Here is a 13177-nt window from a genome sequence, read left to right as displayed (position 1 = left end):
TAAAAATTGCACGAATATAGGTGCAACGATTTACATATCGCTGTAACCTAATCTATCTTAAAATAATAGTGGAAACGTTATATTTTAAATGGAGAAAACGATCTTTTCCGAAGTAGTGATATGAAAAGCGAAGGAGGTAGCACATGATCAAAGTATTGCGTGTAGATGATCGCCTGTTGCATGGACAGGTTGCACAAAGCTGGACATCCTTTTATCATATTGACAAAATTTTTATCATCAATGATGAAGTGGAGAATGATGAATTTTCTAAAGTCACATTGAATTTAGCGAAGCCTAAAAATGTTGAACTGCTGTTTTATGAACTTGCTGCATGCCGAGATGCTTTATTAGATGCCTTAGAAAATGATGATCGCGTGATGGTCATCGTTGAAAATTTCAGTGATGCTTGGCAGCTTCATGAGATATTACCTACGATTCACTCTATTAATGTGGGCGGTTACCGTAATAAATCAGATAAAGAAGCCATAGTATTGAATCGTTTTGTGATTTTGCGCAAGGAAGATATTGAAATTTGTCAGCGGCTCATGAACAAAGGTGTTAAGTTGGAAATTCGTCAAATACCTGCAGAAAAGGAACAATTGATAGATCTAAGTGAGGTCAGACATGGAACAGGATAATACGATCTTGATCGTAACACATGGAAACATCGGCAAAGAGTTATTGGATAGTGCCTCCATGTTTATAAAAATTGAGCAGCAAGTCCATGTTATCGGACTTTATGCGGATGATGATATAAACGATGTTCACAAAAAAGTAAAAAACTTTATATCGCATCACGCCGCTGTCTTAATTTTAACCGATTTGCTGTCCGGGGCGACAACACGCATAGCTGCATTATCCTTGCAATATCCACAGGTAGAGGTTATTACGGGTATGAATCTGGTAATGTTGATTAGTGCCATTCGTGAAAGCTTAAATTATGATGTAAAGACATTGGCTGCTGTCGTGAAAAAAACAGCTGTAGAAGATATCGTAAATGTTCGCAAACGAATAGATGATGAAGAATAAACAGGAAGGAGAGAGGCACTTGTACGAGATGCTGATACTATCGCATGGTGCTTTAGCAGAGGGGTATCATCAGACGATGAAAATGATTTTAGGTGAGGAACCAGATATAACATACTGCGCACTTGAAGAGGATGATTCAAGTGAAGATTTGGAAAAGAAAATTCACACCTGTATCCATTGGCAAAATTCTATGCCATTGCTCGTATTAGCAGATATCTACAGCGGTTCACCTTGCCGCAGTGCTATTACGCAGTTATTTTCCAGTTCAAAAAAGAGTTATTTAATAGCCGGCATCAGCCTGCCTCTTGTTATGGAAGCGTATTTACAAAGAAATGGGGAATTATCACAAATTGTGGACAATCTCATTTCCGTTGCAAAAGAAAATGTGATTAATGTGAATGAGTTATTACTGAAAACAAAACAAAATATGGAAGATGAGTAAAGGAGAAAAAGGAAATGGAAATTAATTTTCTACAAATTATATTGTTATCGCTTTATGCATTTATTGCTATAAACGATGCGATTCATATGGATTTTGGTTTAAACAGACCTTTAATTGCCGGCTGTTTTGCCGGTGTGGTCATGGGGAATCTGAGCTTTGGACTCACTGTAGGGGCAACCTTACAATTGATGGTTTTAGGTGTTTCTAATTTTGGGGGATCATCACTTCCGGACTTCATGTCTGCTGCTTTAATTGGTACGGCATTGGGTACGATCAGTGGCAAAGGTGTGGAGTTCGGTATCGGTTTGGCTGTACCGGTTGGAATGTTATTGGTTCAGCTTGATGTATTTGCTCGTTTTGCGAATACGTTCTTTCAACACCGTGCGGATCGTTATATGGAAAGCGGTAATATAAAAGGCATTGAACGGATGAATGTCCTTGGTATCTTCTGTTGGGGATTCTCAAGAGCAATACCAGTATTCTTATGTTTACTGCTAGGCAGTGAATTAGTACAAAATTTTGTTGCTTACTTCCCGGATTGGTTAGGTGATGGCTTAAAAGTTGCCGGAGGATTATTACCAGTTGTTGGTATTGCTATCTTGTTGAAATATCTTCCTACCAAAAAATATACAGCATATTTGATAATCGGTTTTGTTCTATCTGCATACATGAGTATTCCTATGTTGGGAGTTGCTTTAGTCGGTGCTGCTCTGGCATTATTGGCATATCGCAGAAGTGGCGAAAAAGAATTAACATCCGTTATGGAAGGAGCTGATGAAGATGAATGAGCCAATTACAAAACAAGACATTAAAAAAGTTAGATATCGCTGGTTGTTATTAGGTGAGGCAGCATGGAATTATGAAAAGATGCAAGGTTTGGGATATTGTTTCTCTATGATACCTGTATTAAAAAAATTGTATCCTGAGCAGGAGGATATGAAAAAAGCACTGAATACACATTTACAATTCTTTAATACTCATCAGGAATTTGCGGAAATCATACTCGGTATAGATATCGCAATGGAAGAAAAAGAAGGAATTGAAGCTTTAGAAGCTGTATCCGCCATCAAAACTGGTTTGATGGGACCACTTGCCGGTATCGGGGATACTTTATTCGGTGTGATTGCCAATACGATCTTCTTCTCTATTGGTTCTTATATGGCATTAGAAGGAAATCCTATCGGGATTATCATGTATTTGATTTGGGGTTGTATCCGTGTTGCTTTGCGAGGTCAATTTATTCGTATCGGTTATCGTGAAGGGACAAAACTAATTCAAAATCTTGGGGATAAGATGAATCGAGTAACAGAAGCTGCAAGTATCTTAGGACTTACGGTCGTAGGAGCTTTGATACCTAGTGTTGTAAATGCCAATGTACCATTTGTCTTTAAAAGCGGCGAAGTTAAAATGGAACTACAAAACATCTTAAATCAAATTATGCCTTCATTGATTCCGGTTTTATTAGTAGCATTGGTGTATACATTATTAAATAGAAAGGGAATGACATCTTTTAAAGCTATTATCTTTGTGATGATTTTGGGAATTGTCTGTAGTGTAGCCGGCATTTTAGGCTGATGGAGGTAGTGTTATGACAAAAGGTTTGGTACATGTTCGTATTGATGATCGTTTGATTCACGGTCAGGTAGCGGTATATTGGTGTAATGCTGTAAACGCGACAAGAATCATGGTGGCGAATGATGCCATGTATGAAAATGATGTTCAAAAAGCAGCGTTACGTTTAGTTGTTCCGGCAGGTTTAAAATCATCGTTATTGAATATCGAAAAAGCTACAAAAAATTTAGTAAGTGGTAAATATGAAGGTCAGCGTGTCATTTTGGTCGTACGCAGACCTAAAGATATCTTGCGTATGATGGATCATGGTGTAGAGGTTCAAGAAATCAATGTTGGAAATCTTCCAGCGCGTGATGGAACGCGAAATGTGAAAAAAAGTATCAATGTAACAGATGAAGAAATTAAAGATTTTCAAGAATTGTCACGACGTGGTGTAAAACTTACCGGCAAACAGGTACCAGATAATGCAGATGATGATCTAATGGAGCTGATTAATAAATTATGAGAATGAAAACATCACGGCTTCTGTGATGTTTTCTGTCCTATTCTGCATAATACCAAATAAAGCATCGTAAACCGGATGTAAGAAAAGGAGAGTGATGAAATGTATCAATTCGATAAAGCCCAATCACGTTTGAACAGCAGTTGTACCAAGTGGGATCGTTATAAGAGCCGTTATCAAATAGAAGAAGATGTGATTCCTTTATGGGTTGCGGATATGGATTTTGAATGTCTGCCTGAAGTGAGTGAAGCAATAAGAAAACGGGCAGCGCATCCGATATATGGTTATACAGATCCTCCAAAGGAATTGTATGACGCTATCATACAATGGGAAAAACGACAGCATGATGTGGAGGTGAGAAAAGAAGAAATCATCTTCAATACAGGCGTTGTATATGGTTTTTATACGTTGATCGATATGTTGGTAAAACATGATGAAAAGGTAATCGTACAACCTCCGGTATATCCGCCTTTCTTTAATATACCAAAAAGTTTACAACGAGAAGTCGTTTATAATCCTTTACAACATGGACAAGGCGGATGGCACATGGATTTGCAGCATTTTGAAGAATGTTTGAAAAAAGATGCATCCATTCGTATGTTTATTTTATGCAACCCACACAATCCAACGGGGCAGTGTTATACATTGGAAGAAATTAACAATGTAATGGAACTGTGTAAGCGCTATAATGTATGGGTAGTATCTGACGAAATTCATGCGGATATCATCATGCCGAATCAACATCATGTGAGTGCGTTAAAATGCCGATGTGCATATCATGACAATTTGATTCTGTTAGGTGCACCAACCAAAACGTTTAATTTAGCCGGATTAAAAATATCGTATGCAATTGTTAAAAATGCGGTGTTACAAGAAACATTTGCATCCGTAGCGAAAGCAAGCGGTTTATCTAGCATCAATATTTTTGGTATTGAGGCTTTGATTGCAGCATATACAAAGGGGGATCAATGGAGGGAGGAGTGCTGTGCATACATTTATGATAACTTTCTGTTCTTAAAGGAATTTCTTGCCAATACTATGCCATTGGTAAGATATGAAATTCCTCAGGCTACCTATTTAGCTTGGCTTGATTTTTCTGCATTGCAGGTACCGGCAGACTTTGCTGAACGCCTGAAATTTGAAGCGCATGTAGAATTACAGCCGGGAATTGGTTTTGGAAAAGCATATGGAGCATATCAGCGTGTGAATGTTGCCTGCCCAAGAGAAACGCTAAAAGAGGGTATGTTGCGCATTTATGCATGGTTGAAAAAGAACAGGTATCTATAATGTACTCTTAATTTTGAATATCCAAACAGCAGGATATTTATGGAAAAAGCAGGAGGAGAAATATGATATTGTTAAATGAGCGATTAAAAGGTATCATCCGTATTCTCAAGGATACCCAAGATTATATCACCAGTAAACAACTGGCGGATCAGATGGATATCAGTGTACGAACCATTAAGAGTACATTAAAAGGTTTAAAGATGGAATTAACAGCCTATGGTGCTGAATTAGAAATTAAACGTGGTGTAGGCTATCGGTTGCATATCTTGAATGAAGAAGCTTTTTTACCTATCAAGAATCGTATCCAGAGTGAATCGCCTCGGCAGTTTCCGCATACGCAAAAAGAACGTTCCATATATATCATCCGAAAGCTTTTATCTTTAGATTATCCGATAAAATTAGATGATCTAGCGGATGAACTATACGTAAGCCGCAATACGATTTCTTTGGATATTAAAGAAGTGAAACGTTTATTACATAATTATCACCTTATCATCGTTCAATCAAACAACAATGGAATCATCGTAGAAGGAAGTGAAATTCAGAAACGTATTTGTATCAATGATTTTTTCTTTCAAGATAAGATGCAAGATTTCTTTGTTCAAAACAATGTGATGTTTTCCAGTGAATATAATCAAAATGAGATACGTTATATACGAGAGGCACTATTGCATGTTTTAAATAAACATAACATTCATTTCTCAGATGCTTCTATTCAAAATATGGTCATACATATCGTTATAGAGCTTCGTCGTTGTAAATTTTATCAATATGTTCGTTTTGATGACGCTGTAATGCAGCAGATGAAAGAACATAAAGCGTACAAAGCTGCCATAGAATTGAAGCAAATGTTGGAAGAGCAGATGAATATCATTTTGCCTGAACATGAAACGATTTATCTAACGATGCATATCTTATCTAAGACAGTGATGGGAAATGAAGATATCCGCAAATTTGATTTATCCTATATGGATGCTTTATTACAAAAGGTATTCAAACGTATTGAGCAGCGCTTCGCCATATCTTTCAAAAAGGATACGGAGATATATGAATTCTTAAAGCTGCATATTCCATCCATGGCAGAGCGTATTCGCCTGCAATTGACTTTACGGAATCCATTATTATTGGAAAATAATCGGCGTTATCAATTTGCAGTGGAGCTAACGTTGGAAGCTGTTGATGTGATTGAAGAGGAATTACAGATTGAAATAGACCATAATGAATTTGGGTATCTGGTACTATATTTCAATCTAGCTTTAAATCGTTATCAGAGCCGAATCAAGAAACGTTTAATATTAGTAAGTGGTTATGGCAGACCGGAAATGATCATGACGCTGAATACGCTGAATGAAAATTTTAAAGGTTTTATTGATGATATTGTTACTTGTGATGTCATAGAATTGGAAAATTTCTCTTTTCAACACAATGATATCGTAATAACGACTATCCCTATTATGCCAAGCAGTAAAGTACCGGTTGTATATATACAGGGAAAGGTAGAATTTTATTACCATGAGATTTTATCGTTATTAAAGAGTGAATATGATATCAATTGTTCTATCCGCAAATATTTGCTGCCTTCTTTATATCAAGAAGGGTTGTTGTGTAAAAATAAACAAGATGTGTACAAGGAGCTAGAAAAGCTCTTGGCAGCTATGTGGGGGGAAGCGGAAGCTACGAAATTGGTAAACGGTATTTATCATTTAGGAAATGAAGTTGGAAATGACATCATCTGTTTGCATTCCCGCTATGATTACCATACGCCATTTATTGCGTTTTTAAGTCTTAAAAATCATATGTTATGGGAAAAGCAGCATGTGCGTTATATCTTTTTTATGAATATGAATGCAGAAAGTGATAAAGAAATGGTACATCATATGTATCATTTAATATCAAACTGGGCCGATGTAAAGACGCGCATTACATATTATGCGAAAAATCAGGATTATCAAGAATTAATCGAAAGTTTAGATAACAGTCGTCTATAAGTTACTTACTGCATGCAGCATAAAACCATGCAGAGAAAAACATGAGAACAAAAGGAGGATATCATGAAGGCTTGGAAAAATTATTTTTTGACAATGCAAGATGTAGTACAAAAGGTATTGGATACACAGGAAGAAAATATTATGCAGGCGGCGAAAATACTTGCCAATACAACAAAGAACGGCGGTATTATTTATGGTTTTGGTACAGGTCATTCACATTTAGTTACGGATGATGCGTTTTGGAGAGCAGCTACACCGGCTAATTATTGTGCTTTATTAGAACAAAGTGCAACCGGCAGCTTCGAAATAACCAAAAGTTATCACATTGAAAATACATATGGTATCGGGAAGTTAATGGTAGATTACCATCGTATTACCCCTAAAGACTGTATGATCATCATTTCTAATTCCGGAAACAATATTGCGCCGGTAGATGCGGCACTGCGAGCAAAGGAAAAGGGAATACCGGTGATTGGCATTACGGCATGTGCATATAGTGATTATTTAAAAACGAAGCATAAAGACGGGGTAAAATTAAAGGACATTGCCGATGTTGTATTGGATAATTGCTCTTTGATTGGGGATGCCGCAGTTGCGATTGAAGGCTTTGATATGAAGGTTGGCGCTACCAGTACGATACCTTCAGTATATTTGCAAAATGCTGTTTTGGTGCAGATGGTTGAATTATTGGTTGAAGAAGGCATGGAACCGGATGTGTATTACAATGGGCATATGGCATTTATGAAACCGGAATGTGCAGATCATAATGATCAGTTAGTCGATAAGTATTTTTATCGCATTCGTAATTTATAGGAGCTGTTTATGGAAAATAGCAAATTGTATATTGAGCATGTGATAGAACTTTTGCATGCAATTGCCAATGAGCAAGATGTTTATGTACAGCAGGCAAGTGATTTGCTTGTGGAAACGATAAAACAACAACATAGCATTTTTATTTTTGGGGCATCTCATGCCGGTATTTTGGCACAGGAAATGTTTTATCGTACAGGCGGTCTGGTAGTGGTAAATCCTATTTTACCAAGAGAAGTCATGCTAGATGTACGGCCGATCATTCAGACATCGCAAATGGAACGCTTGGCTGGATATGGTAAGATCTTAGCAGATAATAGTAAGATGAAAGCGCATGATGTCTTGATCATTCATTCTGTCTCAGGTAGAAATACAATCGCCATTGATATGGCATTGGAAGCGAAGAAAAAAGGAATTGCGGTAATCGCCATCACCAATGTCACATATTCCAAACAGGTCAAAAGTCGTCATGCATGTGGAAAAAACTTATATCAAATCGCCGATATCGTAATTGATAATTGCGGGGATTTTGAAGATTCCTGCATGTTGATGGATGGTATGAAGCAGAAAGTAGCGCCTACTTCTACAATAACGGGAGCTGCCATCATTAACAGTTTGGTCATTCAAGTTGTAGAAAAGTTATTAAAGCAACAGATAGAGCCGCCGATTTTTCATTCGGCGAATGTTGATGGCGGAGATGCGTTCAATAAAGCGCTCATCGAAAAATATAAGGATCAGATTTTTTATATGTAGTCATAGCATAACATAAGAATTTATGAAACCCTGACGATAGTAAGATTCGCACTGGCATCTTGTAATATCCATTATAAGATGCTTTTTAAGTTATTTCCGCTTCTTTTTATTAAAAAGCACTTTGGATATTACCATTTCTTATATCCAAAGCTTAATGAAACACGCAGTTCTTTATTTCTGTAAAGTATTGATGCAGTTTGTTCCATATCGGTTTCGCTTGTTGCCGACTACATATCTTGAGGGGAATTACTTTTTGTTAGATTATAAAATATGGTATAATCTATCTTGTAACCTATGCATCATGAAATGATATAAGAAATGGTTGCTCATAAAAAAGGATTCCTCTGTATTCTTGTATACAGCATATCAATTATTATCTGTTTTTCAAATAATCTTCTCCATTTGATAACAGCATCTTTTATGATTATCTTAAGAATAGATGCATAAGGCATGAAAACCATGCTTACAATAAGACAAGGAGGTATGCAAGTGTTAAGACTGGATACAATACGTAAAACTTATAAGACTGGTAACTTTGAACAAAAAGCATTGGATGGGGTATCCATTAATTTCCGCAGCAATGAGTTTGCGGCAATTCTTGGACCATCGGGCTCAGGTAAGACAACAATGCTGAATATTATCGGTGGTTTAGATCATTATGACAGTGGTGATCTTGTCATTGAAGGGATTTCCACCAAAAAATATACCTCACGAGATTGGGATACGTATCGTAATAATCGTATCGGTTTTGTTTTTCAAAGTTATAATTTAATACCTCATCAAACGATTCTCTCCAATGTAGAGCTAGCCTTGACATTAAGTGGTATACCGGCGGCTCAGCGCAAAGAAAGAGCAATTGCGGCTTTAACAGAAGTTGGATTAAAAGAGCATATACACAAAAAGCCAAATCAATTAAGCGGCGGTCAGATGCAGCGTGTTGCGATTGCCAGAGCTTTGATCAATAATCCGGAAATCTTGTTAGCGGATGAACCAACCGGGGCACTGGATACCAAAACAAGTATTCAGGTCATGGATCTATTGACGAATATTGCCAAAGATCGATTGGTCATTATGGTAACACATAATCCAGAACTTGCACATCAGTATGCAAACCGTATCGTACAGCTGCAGGATGGGAAAATTACCGCGGACAGTCATCCATTTGCGTTGGATGAGCAAGAAGGGGTAGTGCAACGCACGATAAGAAAAGCTAAGATGTCTTTACGTACCGCCATATCGTTGTCTTTCAGTAATCTGATGACCAAGAAAGCACGTACGTTTATTACCGCTTTGGCCGGTTCCATCGGTATCATCGGTATCGCGGCAATCTTATCGTTAGCGAATGGTATCAATTTGTATATCGAAGATGTAGAGCGGGAAACGTTAAGCCTGTATCCATTGACGATTCAGCAAAGTGGTATTGATCTTACCAGTATGATGAGTGAACATGGACAGAGTACGCAAGTAAAAGATAAGAAGGATGAGCAAGGCGTTAGTGAAATCAGCATGATCAAAGATATGTTTTCTTATCAAAAACAAAACGATATGACAGCATTAAAAACATATCTGGAAACACATGAAACAGCAATCTCACCTTATGTTAATACGATACAATATACCTACAATATCACACCACAGATTTATTTAAAGGATACGGATAAAACGATTGAACAAGTGAATCCGGATTTGTTATTTAACACCGCAAATGATCCGGCACAAAATATGAGTGCCATGATGGGGATGGGAAATTTCACCAGCATGAATGCCTTTCATGAATTACCACAAGAAACCAAGATGTATGAAAATCAATATGAGGTAGTAGCAGGGCGTTGGGCGAAGGAATATGATGAAATGGTGCTAGTCTTGTCCTCCAGTGGCAAAGTATCGGATTTTGTTTTATATTCCATGGGAATCAACGACCGTGAAGAATTACGCAATTTATTGGAAGATTCACAAAATGGTAAGAAAGTAAAAGTGGAAAAGGAAAAGACAGTAACGAAACATTCTTATGAGACGTTATTGTCTCCTAAATTCAAGGTCATTCTGCCTGCGGATAAATATCGTTATGATGAAAAACATAAGATATGGAATGATGAATCAAAAAATAAGAAGTATATGAAAAAAATCATAGCGAATGGCGTGGAATTGAAAATTGTCGGCATTGTCAAACCTGAATCAGATGCGGCTATCTCCTCTTTATCCTCAGGCATTAATTATTCACCAAAGCTGACAAGCTATTTAATGAAGGAAGCCGAAAAGCAAAAAATTGTCCAGGAACAATTAAAAAATCCGACGATTAATGTGTTTACAGGGAAATCTTTTCAACAAGAAAACAATGATCAGCAGCCGAAGTTGGAATTTGCGGATGTTGTTTCCATTGATGAACAAAAGATTCAGAATGCTTTCAAAATGGATACTTCTGCCTTTGATATGAGTAAAATAAGAGTTAAGGTCGATAAATTTGAAATACCGAACGATGAGCTTCCTAAAGTGAACGCCAATATGGAAGAGGTGTTTGCTTCTGTTGCCAGTCAGGTCCAGATACCAACCGATCAGCTCTCGACAATCTTTTCTTCCCTTATGATGAATTTCATTTCGGAAGAATTAAAAAATGGTGTAAGTGATCCTACCCAGATGTCACAAGATCTCAACACGTATCTGGCAAAACCAGAGGTGCAGGCACAGATTGGGCAGCAATTGGGAAGTGCCATTGATACGACGAAATTATCGAAACAGCTAAGTAAAGCTTTGCAGACAGAGATGGAAGGTGTTATGCAGACGTATGTCAAACAAATGAGCACACTCGTTGAAAAACAAATACAGCGACAATCGCAGCAAGTTATGCAACAGCTTATGGCACAGTTGCCGGCACAGCTGAAAAACAGCATTCAGATAGATACAACAGCGTTTCAAGATGCTTTCCAGATGAATATGAGTGAAGAGGAATTGATGAATTTCTTAAATACGCTGATGAATCCGGTGGTAACGACATATGAACGTAATATGACGGCATTAGGTTATGCGGATGTGAATACACCACAGCAGGTAAATATTTATCCTTTGAACTTTCAATCCAAACAAAATATTCTGAATTTTCTTGATCGTTATAATGCCGATTTAAAGAAACAAGGAAAAGATCCGATTCATTATACGGATCTGGTAGGGACGATGATGACTTCCGTGACTGATATCGTGAATACGATTAGTGCAGCATTAATTGCCTTTGTAGCTATTTCTTTAATTGTATCAAGTATTATGATTGGAGTCATTACGTACATTTCGGTTATTGAACGTAAGAAAGAAATTGGTATTTTGCGTGCACTTGGTGCCAGCAAGCACAATATCCGCAGTGTCTTTAATGCGGAAACTTTGATTGTCGGTTTTGCCGCAGGAATGTTGGGCGTTTTCGTAACAGCCTTATTATGTATTCCGGCGAATATCATTGTAGAAAAGGAATTTGCAATTGAAAATATTGCCCAATTGCCGATTTCTGGTGCTATCATTTTAGTCATTATCAGTATGGTATTGACTTATATTGCAGGCTTGTTCCCGGCATCAGCAGCAGCTCGTAAAGATCCGGTGGAAGCTTTGCGCAGTGAATAGTGCATAAGCCATATCTTTTAGTAATCATGTTAGTAAAATATCCTAAAAAAGCTTCTTTTACAGTATTATAGTACTGTAGAAAGAAGCTTTCTTAACGTGAACCCTTTTCCTCTATTATACAATGGTTTTTTCCTTGATTGATTTGTTGGATTAAGGAAGAACCTGTTCATTACAAAGGAAGGGGGTTCTGAAACAGATTCTGAAAAAGCATCCCTTCCTTTTCTATTCACACGATACATCATTTTGTCGTTCTTGTATCGCTGTTAATTTGGCATATAGTACCTGTTCCAACATCGTAACATTGGTAATGGTCTGGATGATAGAGCGATTTACTTCCAGTAACTCACAAATAGAATCGGATAATGCTATGGCTCGCTGTAGTTTTTCACCCTCTGCATTGAGAATATGAGAAAGGGCTGCCTCCATACAGGCAATGGATGATAATAGTTTACATATGCAATCGGTTTTACAATCCATTTCGCAACAGCATGGTTGCTTACAGGTGCAGGGCTTTAAGATACAACGACAAAAACAACAGCCATCCGGTTTTTGCAGCAACAATAAGAAACATAAGGATGAGCCTGTAGCCATCTTATCATGATCCCACAGCATATCTTTTATGACACCTTCTAAGGGCAGATCATAGCTTTCTAACATATCGCCTTGCGATGAGACGATATCAAAAAAAGACATGTTTTGGCTGATTCGAATAAGTGCAAAGGCATCCGCAAAGGGTAACGCAGTGTGACAGACTGGTAGGGGAAGCGGGCATTTATGCAGAAACTCTCCGTTTTTTGTGATTTCTGCAATTCCATCTGTATACGACAATAGCAAGGTATCACGTTCTTCCTGATATGCGATTTGTTGAATATCGCCGGTTAGGTTCATCTGCACGTAAAAGCATTGAAGCTCATTTAAATCGCTGTCCAAGCAGTATACTACATTATGCTGTTGGGCATCACTTACCCAAAAACAATAATTTATGGAATCATAGCAAATCGCCGCATAAGCATGTGGACATGTGCATGACGTAAAAAATGTAAAATCTGCCCCATAAATATGGATGCTGTGTTCTAAAGGAACTGTCAGATAATACTCTTCACCGGTAAAGGCGGCTCCTTCATAAGTGGCAAGGTCATCTTTTTGTAATGCGATTTCATCCGTAAGCTGCAGTGTATATTCCATATTCAT

Annotated in this window: 12 protein-coding genes; 11 read left to right on the top strand and 1 reads right to left on the bottom strand. The window is 37.6% G+C overall.

The genetic code is table 11. The features are described 5' to 3' along the window. The first annotated feature begins 143 nt into the window (after positions 1-143). The 11 genes from EDD61_RS04985 to EDD61_RS04935 all read left to right on the top strand — a co-directional run bounded on the left by EDD61_RS04985 (position 144) and on the right by EDD61_RS04935 (position 11986). Positions 144-638, top strand: coding sequence for a PTS sugar transporter subunit IIB (locus EDD61_RS04985; RefSeq protein ID WP_008689568.1), 495 nt, complete (start codon positions 144-146; stop codon positions 636-638). Beyond that, the gene (locus tag EDD61_RS04980; protein WP_132224350.1) at positions 625-1029 is read left to right on the top strand and encodes a PTS sugar transporter subunit IIA; all 405 of its coding nucleotides are present in this window, start codon (positions 625-627) and stop codon (positions 1027-1029) included. The genes EDD61_RS04985 and EDD61_RS04980 overlap by 14 nt, the downstream gene beginning before the upstream one ends. A gap of 28 nt (positions 1030-1057) precedes the next feature. Continuing rightward, positions 1058-1471 (top strand): PTS sugar transporter subunit IIA, encoded by a 414-nt coding sequence (locus tag EDD61_RS04975; protein WP_008689564.1) that lies wholly within the window; start codon positions 1058-1060, stop codon positions 1469-1471. Between the two features lie 14 nt (positions 1472-1485). Next, on the top strand, positions 1486-2259 hold the full coding sequence (locus EDD61_RS04970; RefSeq protein WP_008689562.1) for a PTS mannose/fructose/sorbose/N-acetylgalactosamine transporter subunit IIC: 774 nt from the start codon (positions 1486-1488) through the stop codon (positions 2257-2259). Beyond that, positions 2252-3046 carry a PTS system mannose/fructose/sorbose family transporter subunit IID gene (locus EDD61_RS04965; RefSeq protein ID WP_008689560.1) on the top strand — a complete coding sequence of 265 codons (795 nt, stop codon included), beginning with the start codon at positions 2252-2254 and terminating at the stop codon, positions 3044-3046. Before EDD61_RS04970 ends, EDD61_RS04965 begins: the two co-directional genes overlap by 8 nt. A 13-nt stretch (positions 3047-3059) precedes the next feature. Further along, positions 3060-3548, top strand: coding sequence for a PTS sugar transporter subunit IIB (locus tag EDD61_RS04960; RefSeq protein WP_008978706.1), 489 nt, complete (start codon positions 3060-3062; stop codon positions 3546-3548). A gap of 99 nt (positions 3549-3647) precedes the next feature. Then, the gene (locus EDD61_RS04955; protein WP_119957550.1) at positions 3648-4832 is read left to right on the top strand and encodes a MalY/PatB family protein; all 1185 of its coding nucleotides are present in this window, start codon (positions 3648-3650) and stop codon (positions 4830-4832) included. A gap of 62 nt (positions 4833-4894) precedes the next feature. Beyond that, entirely contained in the window at positions 4895-6820 is a 1926-nt protein-coding gene (locus EDD61_RS04950; RefSeq protein ID WP_132224348.1) for a BglG family transcription antiterminator, read from the top strand. A 63-nt stretch (positions 6821-6883) separates the two neighbouring features. Next, on the top strand, positions 6884-7633 hold the full coding sequence (locus EDD61_RS04945; protein ID WP_008689553.1) for a sugar isomerase domain-containing protein: 750 nt from the start codon (positions 6884-6886) through the stop codon (positions 7631-7633). Positions 7634-7642: 9 nt separating this feature from the next. Beyond that, a complete protein-coding gene (locus tag EDD61_RS04940) occupies positions 7643-8383 on the top strand; it encodes a sugar isomerase domain-containing protein (protein ID WP_008689551.1) in 741 nt (246 codons plus the stop codon). A 489-nt stretch (positions 8384-8872) separates the two neighbouring features. After that, positions 8873-11986 carry an ABC transporter ATP-binding protein/permease gene (locus tag EDD61_RS04935; RefSeq protein ID WP_132224346.1) on the top strand — a complete coding sequence of 1038 codons (3114 nt, stop codon included), beginning with the start codon at positions 8873-8875 and terminating at the stop codon, positions 11984-11986. A gap of 222 nt (positions 11987-12208) precedes the next feature. Here the strand turns inward: EDD61_RS04935 and EDD61_RS04930 are convergent, their stop codons facing one another. Beyond that, on the bottom strand, positions 12209-13171 hold the full coding sequence (locus EDD61_RS04930; protein ID WP_132224344.1) for an alpha-helical endospore appendage domain-containing protein: 963 nt from the start codon (positions 13169-13171) through the stop codon (positions 12209-12211). Between the last annotated feature and the right edge of the window lie 6 nt (positions 13172-13177).

The sequence above is a fragment of the Longicatena caecimuris genome (genome assembly GCF_004341945.1).
Classification (GTDB): domain Bacteria; phylum Bacillota_I; class Bacilli_A; order Erysipelotrichales; family Erysipelotrichaceae; genus Longicatena; species Longicatena caecimuris.
Note: the sequence above shows the minus strand (reverse complement) of the source record. Positions and strands in the feature narration are given on the sequence as shown.

Coding starts and splice junctions, on each gene's coding strand:
- EDD61_RS04985 (WP_008689568.1), top strand. CDS start 144: ATGATCAAAGTATTGCGTGTAGATGATCGCCTGTTGCATGGACAGGTT.
- EDD61_RS04980 (WP_132224350.1), top strand. CDS start 625: ATGGAACAGGATAATACGATCTTGATCGTAACACATGGAAACATCGGC.
- EDD61_RS04975 (WP_008689564.1), top strand. CDS start 1,058: ATGCTGATACTATCGCATGGTGCTTTAGCAGAGGGGTATCATCAGACG.
- EDD61_RS04970 (WP_008689562.1), top strand. CDS start 1,486: ATGGAAATTAATTTTCTACAAATTATATTGTTATCGCTTTATGCATTT.
- EDD61_RS04965 (WP_008689560.1), top strand. CDS start 2,252: ATGAATGAGCCAATTACAAAACAAGACATTAAAAAAGTTAGATATCGC.
- EDD61_RS04960 (WP_008978706.1), top strand. CDS start 3,060: ATGACAAAAGGTTTGGTACATGTTCGTATTGATGATCGTTTGATTCAC.
- EDD61_RS04955 (WP_119957550.1), top strand. CDS start 3,648: ATGTATCAATTCGATAAAGCCCAATCACGTTTGAACAGCAGTTGTACC.
- EDD61_RS04950 (WP_132224348.1), top strand. CDS start 4,895: ATGATATTGTTAAATGAGCGATTAAAAGGTATCATCCGTATTCTCAAG.
- EDD61_RS04945 (WP_008689553.1), top strand. CDS start 6,884: ATGAAGGCTTGGAAAAATTATTTTTTGACAATGCAAGATGTAGTACAA.
- EDD61_RS04940 (WP_008689551.1), top strand. CDS start 7,643: ATGGAAAATAGCAAATTGTATATTGAGCATGTGATAGAACTTTTGCAT.
- EDD61_RS04930 (WP_132224344.1), bottom strand. CDS start 13,171: ATGGAATATACACTGCAGCTTACGGATGAAATCGCATTACAAAAAGAT.